At 52.4% G+C, this 25,886-nt stretch carries 29 protein-coding genes and 1 pseudogene; 29 read left to right on the forward strand and 1 reads right to left on the reverse strand.

Features of this window, described 5'->3' with window-relative positions; translation table 11 throughout:
* Positions 1 to 109 precede the first annotated feature (109 nt).
* From Q4A85_RS13260 to Q4A85_RS09945, 27 genes and pseudogenes are all read left to right on the forward strand, one after another.
* A pseudogene (locus Q4A85_RS13260) lies at positions 110 to 235 on the forward strand (hypothetical protein); the annotation flags it as partial.
* A 97-nt stretch (positions 236 to 332) separates the two neighbouring features.
* The gene (gene nuoF / locus Q4A85_RS09820; protein WP_303109901.1) at positions 333 to 1,628 is read left to right on the forward strand and encodes an NADH-quinone oxidoreductase subunit NuoF; all 1,296 of its coding nucleotides are present in this window, start codon (positions 333 to 335) and stop codon (positions 1,626 to 1,628) included.
* A 172-nt stretch (positions 1,629 to 1,800) separates the two neighbouring features.
* Positions 1,801 to 4,077 carry an NADH-quinone oxidoreductase subunit NuoG gene (gene nuoG / locus Q4A85_RS09825; protein ID WP_303109903.1) on the forward strand — a complete coding sequence of 759 codons (2,277 nt, stop codon included), beginning with the start codon at positions 1,801 to 1,803 and terminating at the stop codon, positions 4,075 to 4,077.
* A gap of 2 nt (positions 4,078 to 4,079) precedes the next feature.
* Positions 4,080 to 5,156 carry an NADH-quinone oxidoreductase subunit NuoH gene (gene nuoH, locus Q4A85_RS09830; protein ID WP_303109904.1) on the forward strand — a complete coding sequence of 359 codons (1,077 nt, stop codon included), beginning with the start codon at positions 4,080 to 4,082 and terminating at the stop codon, positions 5,154 to 5,156.
* Positions 5,157 to 5,209: 53 nt separating this feature from the next.
* The gene (locus tag Q4A85_RS09835) at positions 5,210 to 5,797 is read left to right on the forward strand and encodes an NAD(P)H-dependent oxidoreductase (protein WP_303109906.1); all 588 of its coding nucleotides are present in this window, start codon (positions 5,210 to 5,212) and stop codon (positions 5,795 to 5,797) included.
* 43 nt (positions 5,798 to 5,840) lie between these two features.
* Entirely contained in the window at positions 5,841 to 6,131 is a 291-nt protein-coding gene (locus Q4A85_RS09840) for a YciI family protein (RefSeq protein ID WP_303109908.1), read from the forward strand.
* A 280-nt stretch (positions 6,132 to 6,411) separates the two neighbouring features.
* Positions 6,412 to 6,891 carry an NADH-quinone oxidoreductase subunit NuoI gene (gene nuoI / locus Q4A85_RS09845; RefSeq protein WP_303109910.1) on the forward strand — a complete coding sequence of 160 codons (480 nt, stop codon included), beginning with the start codon at positions 6,412 to 6,414 and terminating at the stop codon, positions 6,889 to 6,891.
* A 46-nt stretch (positions 6,892 to 6,937) separates the two neighbouring features.
* Positions 6,938 to 7,492 carry a hypothetical protein gene (locus tag Q4A85_RS09850; protein ID WP_303109912.1) on the forward strand — a complete coding sequence of 185 codons (555 nt, stop codon included), beginning with the start codon at positions 6,938 to 6,940 and terminating at the stop codon, positions 7,490 to 7,492.
* Between the two features lie 44 nt (positions 7,493 to 7,536).
* A complete protein-coding gene (locus Q4A85_RS09855; protein ID WP_303109914.1) occupies positions 7,537 to 7,749 on the forward strand; it encodes a hypothetical protein in 213 nt (70 codons plus the stop codon).
* A gap of 17 nt (positions 7,750 to 7,766) precedes the next feature.
* Positions 7,767 to 8,708, forward strand: a complete 942-nt coding sequence (locus Q4A85_RS09860) for a hypothetical protein (protein ID WP_303109916.1) — start codon at positions 7,767 to 7,769, stop codon at positions 8,706 to 8,708.
* Between the two features lie 3 nt (positions 8,709 to 8,711).
* Positions 8,712 to 9,779 (forward strand): hypothetical protein, encoded by a 1,068-nt coding sequence (locus Q4A85_RS09865; protein ID WP_303109918.1) that lies wholly within the window; start codon positions 8,712 to 8,714, stop codon positions 9,777 to 9,779.
* A gap of 92 nt (positions 9,780 to 9,871) precedes the next feature.
* A complete protein-coding gene (locus Q4A85_RS09870; protein WP_303109919.1) occupies positions 9,872 to 10,210 on the forward strand; it encodes a hypothetical protein in 339 nt (112 codons plus the stop codon).
* Positions 10,211 to 10,230: 20 nt separating this feature from the next.
* Entirely contained in the window at positions 10,231 to 11,007 is a 777-nt protein-coding gene (locus Q4A85_RS09875) for a glycoside hydrolase family 73 protein (RefSeq protein WP_303109921.1), read from the forward strand.
* Between the two features lie 17 nt (positions 11,008 to 11,024).
* Positions 11,025 to 11,582 carry a hypothetical protein gene (locus Q4A85_RS09880; protein WP_303109923.1) on the forward strand — a complete coding sequence of 186 codons (558 nt, stop codon included), beginning with the start codon at positions 11,025 to 11,027 and terminating at the stop codon, positions 11,580 to 11,582.
* A 15-nt stretch (positions 11,583 to 11,597) separates the two neighbouring features.
* The gene (locus Q4A85_RS09885; protein WP_303109925.1) at positions 11,598 to 12,251 is read left to right on the forward strand and encodes an NADH-quinone oxidoreductase subunit J; all 654 of its coding nucleotides are present in this window, start codon (positions 11,598 to 11,600) and stop codon (positions 12,249 to 12,251) included.
* A complete protein-coding gene (nuoK, locus tag Q4A85_RS09890) occupies positions 12,248 to 12,553 on the forward strand; it encodes an NADH-quinone oxidoreductase subunit NuoK (protein ID WP_003783564.1) in 306 nt (101 codons plus the stop codon). Before Q4A85_RS09885 ends, nuoK begins: the two co-directional genes overlap by 4 nt.
* Before the next feature lie 145 nt (positions 12,554 to 12,698).
* The gene (locus tag Q4A85_RS09895) at positions 12,699 to 13,001 is read left to right on the forward strand and encodes a hypothetical protein (RefSeq protein ID WP_303109929.1); all 303 of its coding nucleotides are present in this window, start codon (positions 12,699 to 12,701) and stop codon (positions 12,999 to 13,001) included.
* 74 nt (positions 13,002 to 13,075) lie between these two features.
* Entirely contained in the window at positions 13,076 to 13,477 is a 402-nt protein-coding gene (locus Q4A85_RS09900; protein WP_303109932.1) for a hypothetical protein, read from the forward strand.
* 74 nt (positions 13,478 to 13,551) lie between these two features.
* Entirely contained in the window at positions 13,552 to 15,570 is a 2,019-nt protein-coding gene (gene nuoL / locus Q4A85_RS09905; RefSeq protein WP_303109933.1) for an NADH-quinone oxidoreductase subunit L, read from the forward strand.
* 220 nt (positions 15,571 to 15,790) lie between these two features.
* Positions 15,791 to 16,285 carry a hypothetical protein gene (locus Q4A85_RS09910; protein ID WP_303109935.1) on the forward strand — a complete coding sequence of 165 codons (495 nt, stop codon included), beginning with the start codon at positions 15,791 to 15,793 and terminating at the stop codon, positions 16,283 to 16,285.
* Between the two features lie 303 nt (positions 16,286 to 16,588).
* The gene (locus Q4A85_RS09915; RefSeq protein ID WP_303109937.1) at positions 16,589 to 17,083 is read left to right on the forward strand and encodes a hypothetical protein; all 495 of its coding nucleotides are present in this window, start codon (positions 16,589 to 16,591) and stop codon (positions 17,081 to 17,083) included.
* Between the two features lie 124 nt (positions 17,084 to 17,207).
* The gene (locus tag Q4A85_RS09920; RefSeq protein ID WP_303109939.1) at positions 17,208 to 18,023 is read left to right on the forward strand and encodes an NlpC/P60 family protein; all 816 of its coding nucleotides are present in this window, start codon (positions 17,208 to 17,210) and stop codon (positions 18,021 to 18,023) included.
* Between the two features lie 345 nt (positions 18,024 to 18,368).
* Positions 18,369 to 19,871: an NADH-quinone oxidoreductase subunit M gene (locus Q4A85_RS09925; RefSeq protein WP_303109941.1), complete on the forward strand. Its 1,503-nt coding sequence runs from the start codon at positions 18,369 to 18,371 to the stop codon at positions 19,869 to 19,871.
* An 8-nt stretch (positions 19,872 to 19,879) separates the two neighbouring features.
* Positions 19,880 to 21,331: an NADH-quinone oxidoreductase subunit NuoN gene (nuoN, locus tag Q4A85_RS09930; protein WP_303109943.1), complete on the forward strand. Its 1,452-nt coding sequence runs from the start codon at positions 19,880 to 19,882 to the stop codon at positions 21,329 to 21,331.
* Positions 21,332 to 21,670, forward strand: coding sequence for a hypothetical protein (locus Q4A85_RS09935; RefSeq protein WP_303109945.1), 339 nt, complete (start codon positions 21,332 to 21,334; stop codon positions 21,668 to 21,670).
* Positions 21,663 to 22,889 carry a 3-phenylpropionate MFS transporter gene (locus tag Q4A85_RS09940; RefSeq protein WP_303109947.1) on the forward strand — a complete coding sequence of 409 codons (1,227 nt, stop codon included), beginning with the start codon at positions 21,663 to 21,665 and terminating at the stop codon, positions 22,887 to 22,889. Before Q4A85_RS09935 ends, Q4A85_RS09940 begins: the two co-directional genes overlap by 8 nt.
* Positions 22,890 to 23,212: 323 nt before the next feature.
* Positions 23,213 to 23,380 carry a hypothetical protein gene (locus Q4A85_RS09945; protein WP_303109948.1) on the forward strand — a complete coding sequence of 56 codons (168 nt, stop codon included), beginning with the start codon at positions 23,213 to 23,215 and terminating at the stop codon, positions 23,378 to 23,380.
* Here the strand turns inward: Q4A85_RS09945 and queC are convergent.
* Positions 23,377 to 24,033 carry a 7-cyano-7-deazaguanine synthase QueC gene (queC, locus tag Q4A85_RS09950; RefSeq protein WP_303109949.1) on the reverse strand — a complete coding sequence of 219 codons (657 nt, stop codon included), beginning with the start codon at positions 24,031 to 24,033 and terminating at the stop codon, positions 23,377 to 23,379. The two genes, Q4A85_RS09945 and queC, sit on opposite strands and share 4 nt — an antisense overlap.
* 65 nt (positions 24,034 to 24,098) lie before the next feature.
* Here queC and Q4A85_RS09955 point away from each other — a divergent pair, with 65 nt between their 5' ends.
* Both Q4A85_RS09955 and ubiG read left to right on the forward strand, forming a co-directional pair.
* Positions 24,099 to 24,623 carry a disulfide bond formation protein B gene (locus tag Q4A85_RS09955; RefSeq protein ID WP_303109950.1) on the forward strand — a complete coding sequence of 175 codons (525 nt, stop codon included), beginning with the start codon at positions 24,099 to 24,101 and terminating at the stop codon, positions 24,621 to 24,623.
* 138 nt (positions 24,624 to 24,761) lie between these two features.
* Complete coding sequence (gene ubiG, locus Q4A85_RS09960) at positions 24,762 to 25,481, forward strand: bifunctional 2-polyprenyl-6-hydroxyphenol methylase/3-demethylubiquinol 3-O-methyltransferase UbiG (protein ID WP_303109952.1); 720 nt, start codon at positions 24,762 to 24,764, stop codon at positions 25,479 to 25,481.
* Positions 25,482 to 25,886: the final 405 nt, after the last annotated feature.

A 25,886-nucleotide genomic window follows, 5' to 3' on the forward strand; every position in this document is an offset into this window, starting at 1 on the left:
TTTAAAACAACTAGTAAAGCACGATTTGTCCTAGTTATCTAGGACAGCCCCAAAATTAAAGGCGGCGGAACACAGCTTTGCGACATACCGCCAGAATCACTGCGCTTGGACAGCATCGCTCGGTGGCGGCGCAATCGGTACGGCAAACGAAATGCGGCGTAATGCCTGCATCGCCGAGACGAACAACCGCCGCGCCGAAGAATTGCGTAGAATCATGCAGCACTGGCCGTTTTGACACAAGGCGCACAAAAGCAGCCTACACCCCCAACAAACCCAAGCAGCCCCGTTTGCAGGCTGCCTGAACCCTGAAAACAAACCTAGGTACAATCCAAATGGCAATCTACCAATCCGGCGTAATCTTCAAAGACGTAAACACCCAAGACCCGAACTGCTGGACGCTGGCGGCCTATCAGGCGCGCGGCGGCTATCAGGCGTTGCGCCAAATCATCAGCGAAAAAATGCCGCAAGACGACATCATCAACGAACTCAAAACGTCCAACCTACGCGGGCGCGGCGGCGCAGGTTTCCCCACAGGCTTGAAATGGAGCTTTATGCCCCGCGCGTTTGACGGGCAAAAATATGTTGTCTGCAACACCGATGAAGGCGAACCGGGCACATTCAAAGACCGCGACATCATCATGTTCAACCCGCACGCGCTGATTGAAGGCATGATAATCGGCGGCTACGCCATGGGCGCGTCCGCAGGCTATAACTACATTCACGGCGAAATTTTTGAAGGCTATCAACGCTTTGAAGCCGCGCTTGCCCAAGCCCGCGCCGCCAATTTGCTCGGGCAGAATATTTTGGGCAGCGATTTCTCGTTTGAATTGTTCGCCCACCACGGCTACGGCGCGTATGTGTGCGGCGAAGAAACTGCGCTGTTGGAAAGCCTAGAAGGCAAAAAAGGGCAACCGCGCTTCAAACCCCCTTTCCCCGCATCATTCGGGCTATACGGCAAGCCTACCACCATCAACAACACCGAAACCTTTGCTTCTGTGCCATTTATCATGCGCGATGGCGGGCAAACCTTTGCCGACATCGGCATAGAAAAAGCAGGCGGCACCAAATTATTCAGCATTTCAGGGCACGTTGAACGCCCAGGTAACTACGAAATCCCGCTGGGCACGCCATTTGCCACATTGCTGGAAATGGCAGGCGGCGTGCGCGGCGGCAAAAAATTGAAAGCCGTAATACCAGGTGGTTCGTCTGCGCCCGTGTTGCCCGCCGAGATTATGATGGGGCTGAATATGGACTACGACAGCATCGCCAAAGCCGGTTCCATGCTCGGCTCGGGCGCGGTGATTGTGATGGACGAAGACGTGTGCATGGTCAAAGCCTTGGAGCGGTTGAGTTATTTTTATCAAGAAGAATCGTGCGGACAATGCACGCCTTGCCGCGAAGGCACGGGCTGGCTGTATCGCATTGTGCACCGCATCGCCAACGGCAAAGGGCGCATGGAAGATTTGGACTTGCTAGACAGCATCGGCAACAATATGGCAGGGCGCACCATTTGCGCGTTAGCCGATGCGGCGGTGTTCCCCGTGCGCGGCTTTACCAAACATTTCCGCGATGAATTTGTGCATTACATTGAACACGGCAAGCCGATGAAAGCCCATAAATGGGGTTGATTTAGGCAGCCTGAAAATAGAGCCAAAATGGTTTTCAGGCTGCCTTAAAGCGAAATTGCGAAAGCCAAATGTCATGGCAACGAAGTGAAAACAACACAAGATTAGCGTGGGTAGCTCATTGCCCACTCCGCGCATAACAACATTTTAAATTAAGGTAACTAGGAACAAACCCATGTTACAAATCCACATAGACGGCAAACAGATAGAAGTAGAGCAAGGCACAACCGTAATGGAAGCCGCGCACGAATTGGGCACTTATATCCCGCATTTCTGTTACCACAAAAAACTCTCCATTGCCGCCAACTGCCGTATGTGCTTGGTGGAAGTGGAAAAAGCCCCCAAACCGCTGCCCGCCTGCGCCACGCCCGTAACCGATGGCATGGTGGTGCACACGCATTCCAATATGGCGAAGCAAGCCCAAGCGGGCGTGATGGAGTTTCTGCTCATTAATCACCCGCTGGATTGCCCTGTGTGCGACAAAGGCGGCGAATGCCAGCTGCAAGATTTGGCGGTGGGCTATGGCAAAACCACCAGCCGCTATATTGAAGAAAAACGCGCGGTCAAGCCCAAAGACATGGGCGCGTTGATTTCCACACAAGAAATGTCGCGCTGCATTCATTGCACCCGCTGCGTGCGCTTTACCGAAGAAATCGCAGGCGAGCAAGAAATCGGCATCGCCAATCGCGGCGAATGGTCGGAAATTTTGCCGTTTATTGGCAAGGCGGTGGAAACCGAGCTATCGGGCAACGTGATTGACCTGTGCCCCGTGGGCGCGCTCACCAGCAAGCCATTCCGCTTTAACGCGCGCACTTGGGAATTGAGCCGCCGCAAATCCATTTCTGCACACGATGCCTTGGGCGCAAATTTGGAAGTGCAAACCAAAGAACACACCGTGCGCCGCGTGTTGCCCTTGGAAAACGAAGCGATTAACGAATGCTGGCTGTCCGACAAAGACCGCTTTGCCTACGAAGGCTTAAACCACGAAAGCCGCCTTGTCGCCCCCAAAATCAAACACGGAGGCGAATGGAAAACGGTGGATTGGCAAACCGCGCTGGAATATGTGCGCCACACCTTGTCTTGCGTTGCCAAAGAATACGGCGCGGGCGAAATTGCGCTGTGGGCAAACCCGATGAACACGGTGGAAGAGCTGTATCTGGCAAACAAATTGGCGCAAGGCTTAAACATCGCCCACACCACCGCGCAGCTTCGCACGGCGGATAACGGCGTTTCAGGCAGCCTGAAAGGCGCGGCATGGCTGGGGCAAAGCATTGAACAGCTTGCTGGCTGCGATGCCGTGTTGGTGGTGGGCGCGAGATTGCGCCAAGAGCAGCCGCTGCTCACCGCTCGTTTGCGCCGCGCTGCCAAAGCAGGCATGGCGTTGGACATCATCGCCAGCAGCCACGAGCAACTGCATATGCCACTACGCGCGCAAACCGTGTTGCACCCTTGCGAATGGGCGAACTATTTGAACACCGCCGCCAAAGAAATGGCGCACGATGTTTCAGGCAGCCTGAAAAACGCTGAACGCGCCGCCATTTTGCTGGGCGCAGAAGCGCAAAATCACCCCGACTTTGGCAATATTTACCTTGCCGCGCAAAAGCTGGCGCGCGAAACAGGCGCAGTGCTGGGCATCTTGCCGCAAGCCGCCAACAGCGTGGGCGCGGACATCATCGGCATCAACCGCGCAGCGATTGGCGAGATGATTGCCACGCCCAAACGCGCCGTGATGCTGCTGAATATTGACCCCGAGCACGACATCGCAGGCGGCGCGGCAGCCGTATCCGCGCTGAAACAGGCGGGCAGCGTGTTGGCGTTTAGCGCGTATGAAAGCGAAACGTTGCGCAATGTTGCCGATGTGTTGCTGCCGATTGCACCGTTCACCGAAACATCGGGCAGCTTTATCAGCATGGAAGGGCGGTTGCAGTCGTTTCACGGCGTAGTCAAAGGCTTGGGCAACAGCCGCCCGTTGTGGAAAGTGTTGCGCGTGCTGGGCAATGTGTTTGAGCTAGACGGCTTTGATTTTGAAACCAGCGCAGACGTGTTAGCCGAAGCCTTGGGTGATGTTGCCACGCTGCCTGAAAAGCTCAACAACGATGGCGAACTCGCCGCCAAAGCCAGCCGCTTGCTGGCAGGCAAAGACGAATTGGTGCGCGTGGGCGGCATCGGCATTTACCACACCGACCCCATTGTGCGCCGCGCCGCTTCGTTGCAACAAACCAGCCACGCCGCCGAACCCCGCGCAGGCATTCACCCCGCCACATTAGCCAGCTTGGGCTTGGCAGACGGCGAAATCGTTATCGCCACGCGCGGCAGCAAAGAGAGCGAAGTATTTGTAACCGTTCGCGCAGATGAAACGCTGCCTGAAAACGTGGTCTTCCTGCCCGAACACCCCATCAACGCCCCGCTGGGCGGCATGATGAACGTGATTGAATTAAGAAAGGCAGCCTGAAAATGCAAGAGTGGTTTCAATCTCTATTTGCCCAAACGCTCGGCATGGGCGCACTCGGCAGCGACATCGGCTTGGTGGTGGCGATTGTGGTCAAAATCGTCATCATCTTGATTCCATTGATTTTAACCGTGGCGTATTTGACTTACTTTGAACGCAAAGTCATCGGCTTTATGCAGCTCCGCGTGGGCCCCAACGTAACAGGGCCTTGGGGCTTAATCCAGCCGTTTGCCGACGTGCTGAAACTGCTGTTTAAAGAAGTGACCCGCCCCAGTTCGTCCAACAAATACCTGTTCTACATCGGCCCGATGATGGCGCTTGCCCCGTCGTTTGCCGCGTGGGCGGTCGTGCCGTTTTCCGACACATGGGTGCTGACCAACGTGGACGCAGGCCTGCTGTATATCCTGATGATTACGTCGCTGTCCGTGTACGGTGTGATTATCGCCGGCTGGGCTTCCAACTCCAAATACGCCATGCTCGGTGCGATGCGTGCTTCGGCGCAAACCATTTCCTACGAAATCGCCATGTCCGCCGCGCTGGTGTGCGTGATTATGGTTTCAGGCAGCCTGAATTTTAAAGACATCGTGGCCGCGCAAAGCGGCGGCATTGCCGGCGGTTCCATTTTCTCGTGGAACTGGTTTACCCTGTTCCCCGTGTTCCTTGTGTACCTGATTTCCGCCGTGGCCGAAACCAACCGTGCGCCGTTTGACGTGGCGGAGGGCGAAAGCGAAATCGTGGCCGGACACCACGTGGAATATTCCGGCTTTGCCTTCGCGCTGTTCTTCCTGGCCGAATATATTTTCATGATTTTAATCGGTGCGCTCACTTCCATCATGTTTCTTGGCGGCTGGCTTTCGCCCTTCCCACAAAGCTGGGGCGTTATCGGCACACCCAGCCCGATTTGGATGTTCGCCAAAATGGCGTTCGTGCTGTACGGCTATTTGTGGATTCGCGCCACCTTCCCGCGCTATCGCTACGACCAAATCATGCGCTTGGGCTGGAAAGTGTTGATTCCCGTGGGCTTCATTTCCATCGCCGTGTTGGCGGCATGGATGGTATCGCCGTTGAGTTTGTGGAAATAAGGGTAGCCTGAAATCCAAAAGCAGCCTGTGAATTTACCGTAAAAGGAAATGATATGAAAACGCTCATCAATCTGTTCCATCCCGACCTTGCTCGATCCAAAGTAAACCGTGCATGGGCGGAACGGTTGGCACGCGAACCGAACGTAACCGTCCGTAAACTTTATGAACTTTATCCCGACGGTAAAATTGATGTCGCCGCAGAACAGTCCGCATTGTTGGCGCACGACAGACTGGTGTTTCAGCATCCGTTTTACTGGTATTCCATTCCCCCATTGATGAAACAGTGGCTGGACGACGTGCTGACCTATAACTGGGCATACGGCCCCAAGGGCGGCGTATTGGCGGGTAAAGAGTGGGTGTGCGCCATTTCTACGGGCGGACCGGCAGATTCGTATCAAGCAGGTGGCTATAACAGCTTTTCCATGTCCGAATTTTTAAAACCTTTGCAGCAGACCGCGAATTTGCTGAAAACCCCGTTTCTGCCGCCGTTTGTTTTTCACGGTGCAGTAGTTGCCGATGATGTGGCGATAGCGCAATCTGCCGAAGATTGCGTCGCCCATGTGTTAAATCCCTTGCTGGATCCCGCTAAAAAACTTGCCGCCCTGTCCGCCAAAATGGAACAGGAAGGCGTAAGCTTGTAACCGCGTTTTCAGGCAGCCTGCACCCGCATAACAAGGACACTCCATGTTCATCATCGCCCTGACCTACACCGCTCCGATCGAACAAGTGGAACAGCATCTGGCTGCCCACCGTCAGTTTTTGGACAAACACTACCAAAGTGGCGCATTCCTATTTTCAGGGCGCAAAGAACCGCGCACCGGCGGCATTATCGTTGCCCGTGCCGCAAGCCGTGCCGAGATAGAGCACATTATCGGCGAAGACCCGTTTCACCAGGCCGGCATTGCCGATTACGAAATTACCGAATTTATCCCTGCCAAAACCGCCCCCGATTTGGCGCAATACGCAGAAAACTGAACGGCGCAGACGCTGCCACCGCAAAAGATAAAAAGCAGCCTGAAACCTTTGCAAAACCCCAGCAGCAGCCTGAAAAATAAGAAATGTCGTCATTTCCGCGTAGGCGGGAATCTTGTTTGAGATTAAAAAATCTACGCAAAAACAAACCATTGTGTAGCTTTGACCAAGATTCCCGCCTGCGCGGGAATGACGGAGAATTAACTATTTTTTTGTTGCGTTTGGGGTTTTGCAAAGGTTTCAGCCTGCACCCCGAACACCCAACCCGAAAGAGCAAACCAAAATGGCCAATTTCTTCAAAACCTTCCTGCTCGGCGAACTCGTCAAAGGCATGGGCGTAACGCTCAAAAACTTCTTCGCCCGCAAAGACACGATTTACTTCCCCGAAGAAAAAACTCCGCAATCCGTGCGCTTTCGCGGCCTGCACGCCCAACGCCGCTATCCGAACGGCGAAGAGCGCTGCATCGCCTGCAAACTGTGCGAGGCCGTCTGCCCCGCCATGGCAATTAACATCGAATCCGAAGAACGCGAAGACGGCACGCGCCGCACCACGCGTTACGACATCGACCTGACCAAGTGCATTTTCTGCGGCTTCTGCGAAGAAGCCTGCCCCACCGATGCGATTGTGGAAACGCATATTTTCGAATACCACGGCGAGAAAAAAGGCGATTTGCACATGATCAAGCCCATCCTGCTGGCCATCGGCGATAAATACGAAGCAGAAATCGCCAAACGCAAAGCGGCGGATGCGCCATACCGCTGATTTCAGGCAGCCTGAAAATTAAAAAGCAGCCTGCACCCAACTAAATATGAAACAACTCACGCCCTGCGAGGCGCAAATGCTCGATTTGATTGCCGAAGCGCCCACGCCACACGCATGGCTGCTCAGTCCGAAATTCGAGCTGCTGTTCAGTACCGGCAACACGCACGGCAACAGCCAAAAAACCGCCGCCCTGCGCCGCCTGCGCCAACACGGTATGATTGGCCGCGACAGTGCAGACATCTGGCGGCTGACCGGACAAGGCGGCAAAATGTGGGAAAAATTGGCACAGCCGGATTGGGATAATTTTGCCGAATATGCTGTCGAATACGCCAGCGAATGCGAGTATTTCCACGTTTACGCCGCCGCGCGGCCGCTGTTTGACCGATTGCTGCGCCGCCTGCCGCTGCCGCCCGAAGCATGGCGCATCGAAATCCTGCCCTGCTGGCAGCCGATGCAGTGCTACTGGAAAACCCTGACGCAAGGTTTCCACGCACAGGCGGAAATCGGCATTGGACAATTTGACGGCCTGCCGTTGTGGGACGAACTGCCGCAGTGGAAAAAGAGTTTGTGCCGAACGGCTTTCAGGCAGCCTGAAAACTAATAAGCAGCCTGCACCCGCTTAAATTAGAGAAGAAGCCCGTAAAATTGCCGAATATTAACGGATGGGCGTGGCATACCGCCACCATCCCCCTTCTTTCCGATTGCCTGCAAATCCACCGTCTGCCGTTAATCCCAAAAAGCTCCGCCAAAAAAACAGGGCAGGGCACAGATGAAAATAACCGTTTCAGGCAGCCTGAAAATTGTAAAGTGTCGGGTTGCCAATCTAATCTTGGCATACTGCCTAATGGGTTGAAATAAAAAGGAACAAATATCTGATGCGCCGTCTAGTACAAATCCTTGCTGTCTTGTTGCCTTTTAGCCTCTCTTCCTGCTCCCGGGCGGCAGAGAAAACCGAAGCGGCCCAACCCGAACCGTCCCGGCCGGTCCAAACCTCCGCCCCCGCAGCAAAAGCGGAGGGCTACGAACGCGACCCGCGCTTTACCGAACCCGACATCATCGCCGCACTGGGCGGACGCAAAGTCAAAATGTCGCCCTACATCGTACAGGACGTGGCCTATACCGACACCCCCAGCCCGTTTTCGGACGAATACGGCAGCTACAAATACCCCGAACCCAGCTATGAAAACCAGCTTTCCGACTTCGGCTTTTATCTGGACTATGCCAAGGGCAAAGTGCGGGACGTACGCAACGAAGGCAATTTTTACGAAGAGGAACGGCAGTCGGGCACGTCTTGGGTCTTGGTCGGCATCGGCAACAACACCCACCCGCTGGACAAGGCGGCGGACCGGTACGACAAATTTTTAAACCAGTGGTATTTCAGCAAGGTGGACTATCTTCCCGACTACCGCCGCCGTGCGGATAAGCCGTACGGACTGGAAGCCTATTACCGCCCTAGAACAGACGAAAAGACGGGCAGGCCTTACAAAAACATACGCCTCAGCAGTAGGGACTGGGACGACCTGTTTTTGGAGCGGGATGCCCGGGGGTATATCCGCACCTATATCTTCTGTACCATCAAGCTGGACGTACCCAACCCGCCGTGCAGGCAAAGGGTTTTGGTTCGGGAAAACGGTTTGGACATCGAACTGGCAATACTCCACAGCCGCCATCTTCTACACGACTGGAAGCGAATAGAGCGCGAGGCCATGAAGGTGGTTTACGGCTTTATCGCCGCCGCCGAGGCGGACATTGCGGCAAAAAAGAACGGGACGGCTTCACCGGCACCCTCTCTACCAACATCATTAAGGAAGGACTAAACCATGCGTCAGCCACTAACATTAAACGACATCCAACGTTATGAAAACGACATCAAACACCACGGCGTAGAAGGCGTCGTCCGCACCTATACCGACCTGCTCAACAAGGGCTACAAATATGCGGGCTGGGCGCGCGGTGTGGCGCAGGCGGAAGGGCTGTCCCTGGACAGCCTGCCGCACGGCTCCGTGGCGGGACGCGCGGCGGTCATGTTTATGAAAAACCGTTCCGGCCGCGACTTTACCCGTGCTGAGTTGGACAGTATCCGTATCGATATGGCACAGGGCTATTTGGATTTTCTAAAAACCACCGTTGGCCATACGCCCCGAGACATTCCGTTTAAGGAAATGCGGGATTTCCACCAAGACGTTTTCAGGAAGCACGGTCTGGACATCAACGACTGGACATTGGAAACGCCGATGAAGCTGATCGGCAAATACGAAGGCGGTGCGGTGCGCGACAGGATATGGGAGAAGCTGCGGGAAACGGGCGGCGAAGGCGCGGCCGCGCTGTGGCAGAGCAACGAACTGTATTTTGCGGTGCGGGACTATGCCGGCGGTACGATTTATTTCGACAGCCGGAACAACAGGGTGGAAAACTCATTCGTAGATGCGGTGGAGCGCAACAAGGCGGAAACTGCGAAAGAAATACTGACAGGAGAGTGGCAAGGCAACTTTGAGACTGCCGACCTGGTCATGAGAGACCAATTCCGCAGCCGTACTATTGACAGCACGGACAGAGATGAAGCGCAGGCATGGCTGAAAACCGCCAGCCGTTTCAAACCCTTGCTGCTGAGTGAGGAAGAACCCGTCCGCGACACGGAATACGCACAATCCGTGCGGCAGGGCAGCCTGAACGACAGGATAAACAGCCTGACCGCCGCCCTCCGGGCCGGACATCCGGACGCACTGAAAGAGTTTGTCGGTGCCAACCGCACGGAACTGGAAGCCCTAAGCAGGCAGTCTGTTCTGGATGCGGAAACCATGAACCGTGCGGAACAGGCCCTGCTGGCGCAGGCTGCCCCCGCCCAAACCGAACGGCACGAAGCGCCGTCAAGGGGGATAACGAGATAAAACGGGATGATATGCCGCCAAGTCTGTTTTCAGGCAGCCTGAAAAACATGAAATAAAAATGGATTATTTTTTGTTATAGAGTAGAGAGCACTATGAAAAAAATCGGTATGCTGATTGCGGTAGTATTGGCTTCTTCCTGTGCTGGAACCGGAAATATCCGCAGTGAAGACGAAGCCCTTGCCTTGGTAAGGAAGTCGATTGTAAAAAACCGACTTACCGCGCTAAAAGAAGAATGTTATGTTTTTATTGTGGATGACAAGCCGTCATCCTATGAAATTGATGTTCGGGAAAAACATAACCGGGAATGCGGAGGCGACCCCAATACGGCTCCCCGCCTGTTTGGCTATGTTGTAGATAAGAATACGGGTAAAATGAAGACCGACGGTTCTGTGCCGGATGAATATACCGGTGAATATAAAGACATTGATTAACTTGACTAAGGAGTATTGTTATGCCGACTAAAGAGCAAAGAGAAAAATTTATGGAAATCCGCAATGCGGCAAAAGCTGCGGGTATCGCACATCCTGAAATTATCGCAGCACAATGGGCGTTGGAGTCCGGCTGGGGAAAGAGAGAATCAGGAAAACACAACTATTGGGGTGTCAAAGCCGGGAACGGAGACCCGGATAACCAAGAGAAAGGAACCGTACGGTGGACAAAGGAGAATATTAACGGCAGACAGGTAAGGATGCGGCAGAAATTCAAGGATTACGATTCGCTGGATGAGGCATTGCAAGACAGACAGAAATTTGTCTCCCGCAAAAACGGGAGATACGATAGAGCAGGCTATTTTCAGGCAGAGACGCCGGCAGAGGCGGCAGATGCATTGCAGCGGGGTGGATATGCGACAGACCCCAATTATGCAAATAAATTAAAAAATATTTTGAGAAGCGTTGGGATTGATCCGAAAAAAACACAGAATGATGAAGTTCTTTTGCAGTCGAACACCCAAATTAACAAGCCTGTTTCCTCCATTCATTCGAATGGTCAAAGCAGCTTTGCCGACAAGGTAAACAGCTTGGCTGCCGCATTACAGGCAGGCAATCCTTATGCTTTGAGAGAGTTTGTGAATGCAAATCATACCGAATTGGAAAGCCTCAGTAACCATTCCATTCGAAATGCGGAAGCACTGAACCAGATACAGCAGGCGGTATCGGTGCAGACCAATTCTGAAAAACCTCAACACAACCAACAGCATGAAACGACAGGAATGGGAGTGAGGAAATGATAGGGCAGGAACACCAGTTGCAACAGCTGATTGCGAATGTGGCGATTCTGCACAACGATCTGCAAAAACAGAGCGAGGATGCTTTGGGTTTGCAGCAGGAAGGGATAAGCCAGTTAAGGAACCAGCTTGCAGAAATAGACAAACTGTTGGCTGATGCTTTGGCAAAACAATTGTCGGATGTTTCAGAGAATCTCAAACAGGAGATTATTGAAGGCGGCAGGCAGGGGCTGGACGATTTTTCCAATCATTTGGAAGACTTGAAACGCCATATGAGCCATTTCGCAGAATTTGCTGCGGTAACCGAACAGCGGCTAAACCGTGCCAGCCGTTCCCTGATGCTGAAAATAGGCTGGCTTTTTGGAATAGTTTTAGGTGTGGTGCTTGGCGCAACGGTTTGGCTGGAAGTCCATTATGCTTCCGTTATCCGCCGCCATAAAATCGAAGCGGAAATTTTACAGCTTTATAATGAGGCCGATACCGTTCGCTGCGGAGATTCGTTATGTGCAAAAGTCCAAAACGGAAATACGCCTGCTGAATATAGCAAACAAGGATATATTAAAATCAAAAAGAAATAACGGGATAAAAATACCATGACTTTCCAACTCATCCTGTTCTATCTGTTTGCCGCCGTCATCCTATACGGCGCGCTGCAAACCGTAACCGCCAAAAACCCCGTGCACGCCGCGCTGCATTTGGTGCTCACTTTCTGCGCCTCCGCCATGATGTGGCTTCTGATGCAGGCCGAATTCCTCGGCATCACGCTCGTAGTCGTGTATGTCGGCGCGGTGATGGTGCTGTTCCTGTTTGTCGTGATGATGCTGAACATCGACGTGGAAGAAATGCGCCAAGGCTTCTGGCGGCACGCCCCTGCCGCGTTGGTGGTCGGCGTGCTGATGGCCGCCCTGCTGATTGCCATCTTCCTTGCGCCCGACACCGCGCTCAGCCAGTTCGGCTTGATGAAAGACATCCCCGCCGATTACAGCAATGTGCGCGATTTGGGCAAACAGATTTACACCGCCTATCTGCTGCCGTTTGAACTCGCGGCCGTGCTGCTCGTGCTCGGCATGGTGGCCGCCATTGCGCTGGTACACCGCAAAACGAACAATCCCAAACGCCAAGACCCGGCCGAACAGGTTAAAGTGTCCGCCGATAAAAACCGTATGCGCCTCGTGAAAATGGAAAGCGTGATGCAAACCCCGACCACCCAGCCCGAACCTGCCGAAAATCTGGAGACCAAAGCATGATTACGCTGACCCACTATCTCGTCCTCGCCGCGCTCCTGTTCGGCATCAGCGCGATGGGGATTTACATGAACCGCAAAAACGTGCTCGTGCTGCTGATGTCCATCGAGCTTATGCTGCTGGCCGTGAACTTCAACTTCATCGCCTTCTCGCAATATTTGGGCGACACGGCAGGGCAGGTATTCGTGTTTTTCGTGCTTACCGTGGCCGCCGCCGAAAGCGCGATTGGTTTGGCGATTATGGTGCTGGTGTACCGCAACCGCAAATCCATCGATATTGCCGATTTGGACAGCCTGAAAGGGTAGTTTTCAGGCTGCCTAAACGGCATAAGGCAGCCTGAAAACGCCCAACCCCATAAAATTAAACAAGGACAACTCCCATGAAAAAACTACTCGCCACCGCCGCATTAACATTCAGTCTCGCCGCCTACGCCCAAGCCGACACCGCCCCATGATCGGCGGCGACAGCGATGCACACGGCTGCAAAGCGTCCGCAGGGCAAAGCTACTCCTTCCTGCTGAAAAAATGCGTGCAAGTGTTTGATGTCGCCCAAATCAAACTCACCGACCCCAATAACGACACGCTCGCCGTTTACGGCATTCAATCCGCCAACAAAGCGCGCGTAGAACTCTTCGGCGCAGACATCGCCGAAAACACCATTTTGCGCCAAACCAAACGCAGCTACGCATCAACAGACGGCAAAATCCGCCTGCAAAAAAGCAAACGCGGCTGGAAACTGCATCAGGCGAAATAAGGGATTACGCTTAGCCAAAGGCAGCCTGAAAACGTAGTTTCAGCACAGTTCAACGAATTTTATAAAGAAATATCATGCCAAGATTGTTAAATCCCATTCCAGACGGAACAAGACAAGCTCTCTTAAACACATCATTTGAAAATTTAGTGGTTACTTGGTTAATGCAAGATGGTTGGCAAGTATTTGTTCCCATGTTAGACCATGGACATAAAACTGATGTGTTGATTTCAGATGGGCAACGATATTTCAGAATACAAATCAAAACAGTTGATGCCAATAAAGGTAAAAAGCAGGAAATCCACAATATGTGGGGCGATTGCAAAATTGATTACATCATTTATTTTGTTCGCAATGGCGAATGGGGCTATATCGTGCCAGCTTTTGCAGAAGTCAAAAAAATGTTGAATGCGCCTGAACATAAAATGTTTTTATTAAAACGGAATGAATTTTTAACTGCCTTTCATACCGTAGATTGATTTAAAAGGCAGCCTGAAAATCAAATAGCAACCCTAGCCATCAAAGATTAAAAGCTCCCCCTAAGGTTCACACCATGACAGACATGACTTTATACCTAACCATCGCCCTCGCCCCCCTTGCAGGCTGCCTGCTGGCGGGGCTGTTCGGCAACCAAATCGGACGCCGCGGCGCGCACACGGCGACCATCCTCGGCGTGTGCATTTCCGCCGTGTTGTCCGCGCAGGTGCTGTGGGGCTTCATCAACGGTACGCGCGCCAAGTTTGACGAAAATGTCTATACCTGGCTCACCATGGGCGGCACAGACTTTTCGGTTGGCTTTTTGGTGGACAGCCTCACCGCCATGATGATGGTCGTGGTCACGTCCGTATCGCTCATGGTGCATATCTACACTATCGGCTACATGAAGGACGAAGAAGTCGGCTACCAACGCTTTTTCAGCTATATCTCATTGTTTACCTTCAGCATGCTGATGCTGATTATGTCCAACAACTTCATCCAGCTCTTCTTCGGCTGGGAAGCCGTGGGCGTGGTGTCGTATCTGCTGATTGGTTTTTATTTCAAACGCGACAGCGCGATTTTTGCCAACCTGAAAGCCTTTTTGGTGAACCGCGTGGGCGACTTCGGCTTTGTGCTCGGCATCGGTTTGGTGCTGGCGTATTTCGGCGGCAGCTTGCGCTATGCGGACGTGTTCGCCTATCTGCCGAATGTGCAGAACGTCCCATTTTTGGGCACGGATTTGATTACCGTTACCTGCCTGTTGCTGTTTGTCGGCGCAATGGGTAAATCCGCGCAGTTCCCGCTGCATGTGTGGCTGCCCGATTCCATGGAAGGCCCGACCCCCATTTCCGCGCTGATTCACGCCGCAACGATGGTGACCGCCGGCCTGTTCATGGTGTCGCGCATGTCGCCCATGTACGAATTGTCCACCACCGCGCTGTCCGTCATCATGATAATTGGCGCGATTACCGCCCTGTTCATGGGCTTCCTCGGCACGATTCAAAACGACATCAAACGCGTGATTGCCTATTCCACCCTGTCGCAACTGGGTTATATGACCGTGGCCTTGGGCGTGTCCGCCTATTCAGTCGCCATGTTCCATGTGATGACGCACGCTTTCTTTAAAGCCCTGCTGTTTTTGGCCGCAGGTTCGGTCATCATTGGCATGCACCACGACCAAGACATGCGCAACATGGGTGGCCTGCGCAAATATATGCCGATTACCTGGCTCACCATGCTGATTGGCAATCTGTCGCTCATCGGCACGCCGTTTTTCTCCGGTTTCTATTCCAAAGACAGCATTATCGAAGCCGTGAAAATGAGCCACCTGCCCGGCAGCGGCTTCGCCTATTTCGCCGTGCTTGCCAGCGTGTTTGTCACCGCGTTTTACGCCTTCCGCCAATACTTTATCGTGTTCCACGGCAAAGAACGTTGGCGCGAGGCCAAGCATGACCACCACGCGCACGGACATGACGACGGCCACCACCACGGCTTGTTGTCCGACCAAAATCCGCACGAAAGCCCGTTGGTCGTTACCCTGCCGCTGATTCTGCTGGCGATTCCGTCTGTGATTATCGGCTATCTGACCATCCAGCTCATGCTCTATGGTGACTTCTTCAAAGACGTGATTTTTGTGGACAATGCCGCCCACCCCGTAATGCACGAAATGGCGCAGGAATTCCACGGCGCAATGGCCATGGTAACGCACAGCATCACATCGCCCGTTTTATATTTGGCGATTGGCGGTGTGGCCGCTGCGTGGTTCTTGTATTGCGCCGCGCCGCAACTGCCCGCCAAAATTCAGGCAGCCTGCAAACCGATTTACCGGCTGCTGGAAAACAAATATTACTTGGACGCGATTTACTTTGCCGTGTTCGCACGCGGTGCACGGGTGCTGGGCAACCTGTTCTGGAAAGTCGGCGACACCATGATTATCGACAACGGCATCGTGAACGGAGCCGCCCGCGCCGTCGGCAGCATTGCCGCCCAAGTGCGCAAAATGCAGACCGGCTTTGTTTACACCTACGCTGCCACCATGGTCTTCGGCCTGCTGGTGATGATTGTCGCGTTTTTCTGGAATTTGTGGTTTAAATAAAGTGCAGGTTACTTTCGGCTGCCTCAGAAATGTTTTCAGGCTATCTGAAAATGTGCCCGTTGGGAATGTTTGAAGAAAAGAAAAATGAAAAATCGTTAGGGAAGAAGTCTTGGTTAGGACAAAAGGTGTTTGCGCAACAAAATGGATAAAAGAAATACGCCATTTTGCGGATTAAATATCTTGAAAAGTAATGATTAAACAATAACGAAAGGTGTAACAAATGAAAAATACATTATGGTCAAGATGGCTGCTGATATCGTTACTTATTACTGGCTTGCAAACGGCGAATGCTCGGGGTGTGATAAATCAGCACCAAAAAGCAGAGAAATGTTTAAATATGGTGTATTTGAATACGCCGAACGGTGCGGATCTGAAAGAGCGGCCTTCTGATAAATCTCGTACGGTTATGAAGCTGCAATATATGCAGTATTTGTGCGTTATAAAAGATGGAGATGTGGAACCGGAGCGTTGGGTAAAAGTCAGGAAAGCACCCCTAATGATTAAGGAAGGTGAAATTACTTGTGAAACAATGGGTTTGGAAAAAGGATGTACGACAATAAAAGACTATCCTGCACGCTGGCAGGTGGAAAAACCACGGGGCGGTCAATGCCGAGCCGAAGTGTTTAATGACAGAGAAGAAATCTTGGTTCGAACAAAAGGCGTTTGCGCAACAGGATGGGTAAGAGGTAAGGAAATACTTTACTCTGCGGATTAGACATTTGATCAATAATCGGAAATTATGGAAGAAAGTATGATTCTAAATATCACTTTTTTTAAATATTGTTTTTTAATGTTGGTATTTTTAGGTTTGATATGGATGTATAAATATCAAATTGTAGAGAAAATTTATTCAATATAAGGAAGTTGCCATGACTACTGTTCAAGAAAAACGGGGCTCGGTTCGGGAAAGACAAAATCAGAAGATTCTAGATTTTGCAACACTACTGTACTATCTGCGTTATTTTGCGGATTAAGTGTTTTTAAAAATAATTATTGAACAATGACAAAAGGTTTAAAAATGAAAAATATTTTACGGACAAGATGGTTGATAACGCTGATGCTTATTGCCGGTATTCAAGTTGCGAATGCCCACAGTGTGGTAAACCAGCATCGAAAAACAGAGAGCTGTTCCGGTATGGTGTACCTTAATATGCCGAACGGTGCAGATTTGAAAGAACGGCCTTCCGATAAATCCCGTACGGTCATGAAACTGTATTATAGGCAGTATCTTTGTGTTGTAGAGGATAACGGCATTGAGCCGGATCGGTGGGTAAAAGTCAAAAAAGTCCCCCTGGCGGTTGAGGAAAGTGAGATTACTTGCGAATCAATGGGCTTGGAAAAGGGATGTACGACAATAAAAGACTATCCTGCACGCTGGCAGGTGGCAAAACCCCGTGGCGGCCAATGTCGCGTCAAAATATTTAGTAACAGGGAAGAAATCTTGGTTCGAACAAAAGGCGTTTGCGCAACAGGATGGGTGAGAGGTAGGGAAATAGTTTATTTTGCAGATTAGGCATTTAATGAATATTTAAAAGCTATGAAAGGGGGTGTTTTAAACATTGCATCTTTTAGGTTTAATATAAGTTATATCAATATTAAATATAACGAAAATTTATTTTTAATATAAGGAAGTTATTATGGCTACTACTCAAGAAAAGCAGGGCTCGGTTCAGGAAAGGCAAAATCAGAAAATTCTAGATTTTGCGATGGTTAATTTTTCCAGTAAAACCCATGAATACGGAAGGGAAGATAGGAAACGGCGGGAAAACGATCCTTCCCGTTACAATCAAGATTTAGACGGGGACGGCAGAAAAGGAGTGGATTGCTCTTCATTGGTTTATTATTCCATGAAAGGGGCAGGCTTTAATGTCCCAAATAGTGCTGTAAATTTCACAACGAAAACATTATTCAAAGGACGAGAATTAACAGATTATGCCAAAGAGCATTTTGATTTTCTGCCAAACAGCTCTAAAACCGATGGCAGCCTGAAGCCTGGGGATTTGTTGATGATGAGAATGCCAGAAGGTTCGCAACATATTGTTATATTTAAAGGGTATGATGATAGAGGGAGAATACATTTCTTTGGTTCGCAATCATCAACTGGACCTGCTGAAGTCATTATGACAGGAAACCGGTATTGGGATAAACAGACCGTTTTTTACGGCGCACTCCGACCGAAAGAAAACTTTATCAAACCTGAATTTAGGCTTGAACCCCAACAAGAAAAAAGCGGTGATTTCAATACGCAGATAAACGGATTGATAGAGAGGCTGCAAAAAGGTGATACTTCTGCATTGTCGCAATTCGTTACCAACAATGGGGAACAATTGGAAAAATTAAAACAGAGCTCGATAGAGAATGCTGATGTGTTGAACAAACTTAAAGAGGAGACGCTGCAACGGAATACTGCTGTCCAACAGATAGAGCCCGAGACGCGCGGCAGAAGCAGATAATGGCAGGTTTGGTAAATCATACCAAATCTATGATTTAAGTGATTAAAGCGCAGGCAGACTCCAATCCTGACGGATTCCAAATAGAAAGATTTGTGTCGGGTTCATTGATGGTTATGCCTGCCGTCTTTGTGCCGGATTTCCGGTTTTCCCGAAAATCGTTTGATTTTAAACAGGCAGATAAAATAAAAAGTAAAAGCAGAACCAAAGATTTTGATTTTCAGGCAGCCTGAAAAGCGTCCGCTTCCACGAAGTGAAAACAAAAAGGCAGCTTGCACCCCAAACACATCACCGAAATACCCCAAAAATTAAACTTTTCCCATAACCCCCAACCAAACAGGTAACACAATGTTTTCCAACCACATACTCAGCCTAACCATTTGGCTGCCGATTCTGGCAGGCGTGCTGGTGTTGGCGACAGGCTCGGACGAGCGTGCGCCGCTGGCGCGGATACTGGCGTTTTTGGGTGCGGCGGCCAGTTTCGCCGTTACCCTGCCGCTGTTCACGCACTTCGACCGCACCAGCGGCGGCTACCAGTTTCAGGAGCTGCATGCGTGGATTCCCGCGCTGAACCTGAACTACGCGCTGGGCGTGGACGGCATTTCTGTGCTGTTTATTATCTTGAACGCCTTTATCACGCTGATGGTGGTGCTGGCAGGCTGGGAAGTGATACAAAAACGCCCCGCGCAATATATGGCGGCGTTTCTCATCATGAGTGGGCTGATTAACGGCGCGTTTGCCGCGCAAGATGCCATTTTGTTCTACACCTTTTTTGAAGGCATGCTGATTCCGCTGTATTTGATTATCGGTATGTGGGGCGGGCAGCGCAGAATGTATGCCGCAATGAAGCTGTTTCTCTACACGCTGCTCGGTTCGCTGCTGATGCTGGTGGCGTTGATTTATCTGTCGTATCAAGCGGGCGGCAGCTTTGCGATTGCCGATTTTCAGGCGATTAAAAACATTCCGCTGGGCGTGCAACAGCTTTTGTTTATCGCGTTTTTCCTATCGTTTGCGGTGAAAGTGCCGATGTTCCCCGTGCACACTTGGCTGCCCGATGCCCACGTTGAAGCTCCAACAGGCGGCTCTATGGTGCTGGCGGCGATTACGCTGAAAGTGGGCGCGTATGGCTTCCTGCGTTTCGTACTGCCGATTCTGCCCGACGCTTCGCGCTATTTTGCGCCCGTCATCATCGTATTGAGCCTGATTGCGGTGGTGTATATCGGCTTGGTTGCGCTGGTGCAGACCGACATGAAAAAACTGGTGGCGTATTCGTCCATCAGCCACATGGGCTTTGTCACACTGGGCTTCTTTATGTTTATGGCCGACGGGCAGCCTGAAGGTTGGGGCTTCAAGGGCGCGATTATGCAGATGATTTCGCATGGCTTTGTTTCCGCCGCCATGTTTATGTGCATCGGAGTGATGTACGACCGATTGCACACGCGCAATATTGCCGATTACGGCGGCGTGGTGAACGTGATGCCGAAGTTTGCCGCGTTTATGATGCTGTTTAGCATGACAAACGCAGGTTTGCCCGCCACATCGGGCTTTGTGGGCGAATTTATGGTGATTGTGGGCGCAACGCATTACAGCCTGTGGGTAGGCGCAATCGCGGCGACCACGCTGGTTTGGGGCGCGTGCTACACGCTGTGGATGTATAAGCGCGTGATTTTTGGCGAGATTCGCAATCCTGCCGTGAAAGAAATGAAAGACATCAACGCGCGAGAATTTGCCATTTTGGCGATTTTGGCGATTGCCGTGCTGGGCATGGGCTTGCTGCCCGAGCCGTTTGTCGCGGTTATCCACCAAGCGGCGGACAACCTAATGGCGCAAATCGCGCAAAGCAAGATTTGAGGTGAAACATGGATTGGACAAGTTTGAATTTGAGTGCAGCCACACCTGAAATCGTGTTGCTGATTGGGCTATTTGGCGTACTGCTGCTGGATTTGTGGACAAGCGATGAGAACCGTTTTAGCACGCATGGATTGAGCATTGTTGCCATGCTGGCGGCATCGGGTGCGCAACTGGCGGTGTGGACCAGCACGCCGATTGTGGCGTTCAACGGTTTTTATATTGCCGATGGCATTTCGCAAGCGGCCAAGCTGGTGGTGTATTTGGCAACGGCGGCGTTGTTTGTGTATGCCAAGCCGTATAACCAACTGCGCGGCATTTTCAAAGGCGAGTATTACACGCTCGCGATGTTTGCCTGCGCGGGCATGAGCGTGATGATAAGCGCGGGGCATTTTTTGACGGCGTATATTGGCTTGGAGCTGCTGTCGCTGTCGCTGTATGCCATGATTGCCTTGCAACGCGATTCGGCGCGCGCTGCCGAAGCGGCGTTGAAATATTTTGTGTTGGGCGCGCTGGCTTCGGGCATTTTGCTATACGGCGTGTCTATGGTTTACGGCGCAACAGGCAGCCTGAATTTCGCCGATATTTTTCAGGCTGCCCAAAGCGGCAATGTGAACGGCTGGCTGTTGAAATTGGGCGTGCTATTTATTGTGGCGGCGGTGGCGTTTAAATTTGGCGCGGTGCCGTTTCATATGTGGGTGCCCGATGTGTATCAAGGTGCACCAACTTCGGTGGGCGCGTTTATCGGCTCTGTGCCCAAAATTGCCGCGACCATTTTCGCGTTCCGCATTTTGGTGAGCGGCTTGGTGTTGCAAAAGGGCGATTGGCAACTGCTGTTTGCCGCGCTGGCGGCGTTGTCGCTGCTGCTGGGCAATCTGGCGGCGATTATGCAGACCAATGTGAAACGAATGTTTGCGTTTTCCACCGTGTCGCATATGGGTTTTGTGCTGCTGGGCTTTGTGGGCGGGCAGATTGGTTTTCAGGCTGCCTTGTACTACGCGATTATCTACGCGCTGATGAGCCTAACAGGCTTTGGCGTGTTGATGGCGGTGAGCAATCAGCACCACGAATGCAATCAAATCAAAGATTTGGCGGGCTTAAACCAGCGCAATGCGTGGTATGCGTTTTTGATGCTACTGGCGTTGTTTAGCATGGCGGGCATTCCGCCGCTGGCGGGCTTTTACGCCAAACTTGCGGTGCTGAAAGCCTTGGTTGCCGCGCCTTATCCGTGGGCGACTTGGCTGGCGGTGTTTGCCGTGGCGATGAGCTTGGTGGGCGCGTATTATTATTTGCGCGTGGTGCGGGCGATGTATTTTGAAGGTGCGACCCAACACGAGCCGATGAGCGGCACGCTGGCGGCGAAATGGATGTTGTCTCTCAACGCGTTGCTGCTGCTGGCGTGGGGCGTGATGCCCGCTCATTTGATGGAATGGATTAAAACGGCGGTGGAGCGCGCGTTTTGATTGAATAGTGGATTTCAGGCTGCCTTTTCGTGTGGAATAGGCAGCCTGAAAGTTTATTTGGATGGGAAGATGGATAAACAAGCTAAGGAAACCGTTAAGCCAAAAGAAAGTTTGGCGGCAAGGGCATTCAAATTTTTGCTGCACCTGTTTGCGGAAATGCTGCCGTATGCCATTGTGGCGATGCCGATTTTGTTTGGCAAAGCGTTTGCTTCTGCCTTTGCGGCGGTTGGCGTGGCATTATTGCTGATACCGCTTTGGGTATGGCTGTATCAGAAATATCAAGATAAAGACAAAGACAAAGCGGGGAGGCAGCCTGAAACGAGATTGGGTTGTGTTTAATTGGTTTTCAGGCTGCCTTTGGGCGTGGCAACATTATCCCTATTATTTTTGTAAACAAGGTTTGGCGATGAAGCCGTCTGTTCAAATTTCTGCTTTTTCTTGGCTGGCATTGAATTTTTTGGGCTATTACTGCGCATTTGGCGTGGTGCAGCCGTTTTTTCCGCTGTGGTTGCAGAGCCATCATTATTCGGAATTTTTTATTGCGTTTGTGATGTCGTCGGCTTATTTGTTTCGCTTTGCGGGCGGGCTGTGGCTGTCTAAACGGGTGCGGCGGCTGGATGCGCTGTTGCCTACGATTCGCTGGACAACATGGGGCAGCGTGTTGGCGTTGTTGGCTGCGGCGGCGAGTGTGGATGTGGCATGGTTGTTGGTGGCGGCGATTTGGCTGTTTTTTGCGTTGAATGGCGGCGAGATGCCGTTGAACGAGACGGCGGCGAGCGCGTGGCAAAAGCAGATTGGCTTGGATTATGGGCGGGTGCGTTTGTTTGGCTCGGGGTCGTATATTTTGGGCGTGTTGTTGGCGGGCTGGGTGGCGGCGCGGTTGGGCGCGGGGCAGTTGGTTTATTTGATGCTGGCGTTGCTGCTGGCGCATGGGCTGATGCAGTTGCCACGGGCTGCGCCTGCGTTGCAGAATCGGGCAACGGCGGCGCAGGGAGATGCGTTGGGCTTTGCGGCTTTGCTGCGGCAGCCTGAAACGCGGGGGATGCTGCTGGCGGTGTCGTTGATTCAGGGCAGCCATGCGGCGTATTACACTTATGGGGTGATTTATTGGCAGGCGGCGGGGATTGCGCCGCAGCAGGTGAGCGCTCTGTGGAGCGCGGCGGTGGTGGCGGAGATTGTGCTGTTTTTCTTTTCTAAACGTTGGCTGGGTGATGTGGGGATTGTGCGGTTGATGCGGGTTTCGGCGGTGCTGACGGCAGGGCGGTGGCTGGTGATGGCGGCGACGGTGAACCCTTGGCTGCTGTTGGGGGTGCAACTGTTGCACGCGGCGGGGTTTAGTTTGTCGCATTTTGCGATGGTGCGCTTTATTGTGCGGCAGCCTGAAAAGGATATGGCGCGGTTGCAGGCGTTGTATATTGGCATGGCGAGTTGCGTGGCGGTGGCGGGCTTGACGCTGCTGGCGGGCGGGCTGTATCAGGTGCAGCCGCGTTGGGCGTTTGCGGCGATGAGTGTGTTTGCGCTGGCGGCGTGGGCGGTGTTGCTGAAAAGGGTGGAGTAGGGAGCAAGGCAGCCTGAAAATGGGTTGTGGCTTTAACCATGCGTCTCGTGCCAGCGGGGCACTTACTGTTCGGTGGTATCCTAAAAAGTATGTACACCGCTGTTTTCTCTCGCCGCTGGTGGGGAAGGGTTAGGGTAGTTGTTTAATCCACCTGCCACCCCCATCCTAACCTTCTCCCGCCAGCGGGGGAAGGAACAGATTGTCGGATTTTTAACCAATGCTGTTTGCCATCAACCATTATCAAGCCAGCATACTTTTTAGGACACCACTAAAAATCGTTTGGCTCAACAGCAAGCGGTTTTGGTTTTCAGGCTGCCTTTGCGATGCTTAAAGGCAGCCTGAAACGTTTGAACTACGGCAATGGAAAGAATGGGTATGGCGGCGATACGCCATGTTCTGTTTCAAATTACGCGGATGATTGCGGCAGCCTGAAACGGATTAAAGTGCGTTTCAGGCTGCCTTTAATACCCGCAACAACGGCGCAACCCTAGCTCCCGCCCCGTTCCGCCAAATATTCTTGCAAACCGCGTTCGCGCAGCACGCAGGCGGGGCATTGGTGGCAGCCGCCGTCCACGCCCATGTAGCAGGTGTGGGTGTGCGCTCGGATGTAGTCAAACGCGCCGAGCTTGTCGGCGAGTGCCCATGTTTGCTTTTTGGTGAGCCACATCAGCGGGGTGCGGATGTCAAAGGGGTAGTCCATGGCGAGATTAAGCGTTACGTTCATGGATTTGATGAACACGTCGCGGCAGTCGGGGTAGCCTGAAAAGTCGGTTTCGCACACGCCTGTGTATAGGCGGTGGATGCCTTGCGCTTTGGCGTGGATGGCGGCGTAGAGCAGAAATAGGGCGTTGCGCCCGTCCACAAAGGTGTTGGGCGTGTTGCCTGCTGGTTGGATGGCGGCGTGGCTGTCCATCAGCGCGTTGTGGGTGATGCTGCCCAGCAGCGATAAATCCAACACGGTGTGCGGCACGCCCAAATCTTGCGCTATCCATGCGGCGCGTTGCAGCTCAATGGCGTGGCGTTGCCCGTAGTGGAAGCTGATGGTTTGCACGTTGCCTGCGCCGCAATCAGCGATGGCTTGGAATAAACAGGTGGTGGAATCTTGTCCACCCGAAAAGATAACGAGTGCGGTGGCTGGGGACATTTCAGGCTGCCTTGTGGGAAAATTAGGATTATACTTCGCGGTTTTAATGATTTTGGAATGACAACATGAGTTTAGTGAATAAATTGCGGGCGATGCCGCGCTATCGTTTGACGGTGCTGCTGGTGTTTTTGGTGGCGGCGGGCGGCGTGTGCGGCTCGTTTTTTGGGCAATATGTGCTGAAAATGCATCCGTGTGTGATGTGCATTCAGCAGCGTTTGGCGTTGGTGGTTGCCATGTTGATGGCTCTGCTGTGCCTTGCGTTGCCGCATCGCAAGCTGCTGGGGCGCACGCTGGCGGCGGTGTTGATTTCTGCGCCTGCGGCGTTTGGCGCGTGGGTGGCGGCAAAGCAGATTCATTTGCAATCGCTGCCGCCTGCCGAGCAGCCTGATTGCGGTGCGCCGCTGTCGTTTGTGCTAAAAAACAAGCCGTTGTTTAAATTATATGAACCGCTGTTGCGCGGCGATTCGGGCTTTTGCGGCGAAGTGCATAAGGTGTTGGGCGTGTCGCTGCCTGTGTGGAGCGTGATGTTTTTTGCGGCGGTGTTGCTGATTGTGTGGGTGATGTGGTTGCGCACGTTTAAACAGTCGTGATGAGATAAGGCAGCCTTGCCCCCTTTGTCCAAATCTTTGATTTGGGTTATAAAGGGGTATGCCGCAGAGCGATGCGCAAGGCTGAAAACACCGCTATCCCATTTTTCAGGCTGCCTTTTTGTAAACAAGGAGAACAAAATGACCCACGAAAAAACCATCAACGTTGACCCCAGCGAAATCGCCAAGTTCAGCCAAATCGCCGATAAATGGTGGGACAAAACAGGCGAGTTCAAACCGCTGCACGACATCAACCCCCTGCGCTTGGACTACATTGACCAACACGCCAACTTGGCAGGCAAGGCGGTGCTGGATGTGGGCTGTGGCGGCGGCATATTGTCGGAAAGCATGGCGCGGCATGGCGCGGCAAGTGTGTTGGGCGTGGACATGGCGGAGCTTTCGCTGAAAACCGCGCAGGCGCACGCCGATGCCGAGCGCGTGGGCAACATCGCCTATCGCTGCGTGAGCGTGGAAGATTTGGCGGCGGAAATGCCGCAGTCGTTTGACGTGGTAACGTGCATGGAAATGCTGGAACACGTGCCCGACCCCGCTTCCATCATCCGCGCCTGCGCCAAGCTGGCAAAGCGCGATGGCTGGGTGTTTTTTTCCACCATCAACCGCAATCCCAAATCGTATCTGCACGCGGTGCTGGGCGCGGAATATGTGCTCAACCTTGTGCCCAAAGGTACGCACGATTGGCAAAAATTTATCACGCCATCCGAATTGGCACGCATGGCGCGGCTGGCTGGGCTGGACGTGGTGGACACGCGCGGGATGTCGTTTAACTTGCTCACGCGGCAGTATTTTTTGCAGGATGATGTGAGCGTGAATTATATGGTGGCGTGTAAAGCGGCAGCCTGAAAACGGGGCGGGATGGGCAGCAAAAGGCAGCCTGCGGAGCGTAGCGGAGTTACGAAGTTAAAACGATGTTTACCGTTTTAACTTCGTAACTCCGCTACGCTCCGCAGGCTGCCTAATGTGTGAATTCATATCATTCTTTCTCCATGCGAGACACGGCGTTTCGGTTATCGCGCTGTTTGGCGGCGCGGTTTGAAGCTAGACTGCCGCCTTTGCAATCAACACAGAAAGATTTCCCCTGAACAAATTCATCGCCACCATCACGCTTGCTTTGGGCTTAACCGCTGGCTTGCCCGCGCCGGCAGACAACGCCGCCGCCGATGCCCATGCCGTTTCCGCCGTTGCGGCAAAAGATTTGGGGCTGTCCTAGATAACTAGGATAAATTACTTCTTACCAATTGTTTTAAA

The sequence above is a fragment of the Kingella sp. (in: b-proteobacteria) genome, from assembly GCF_030527935.1.
Classification (GTDB): Bacteria; Pseudomonadota; Gammaproteobacteria; order Burkholderiales; family Neisseriaceae; genus Kingella_B.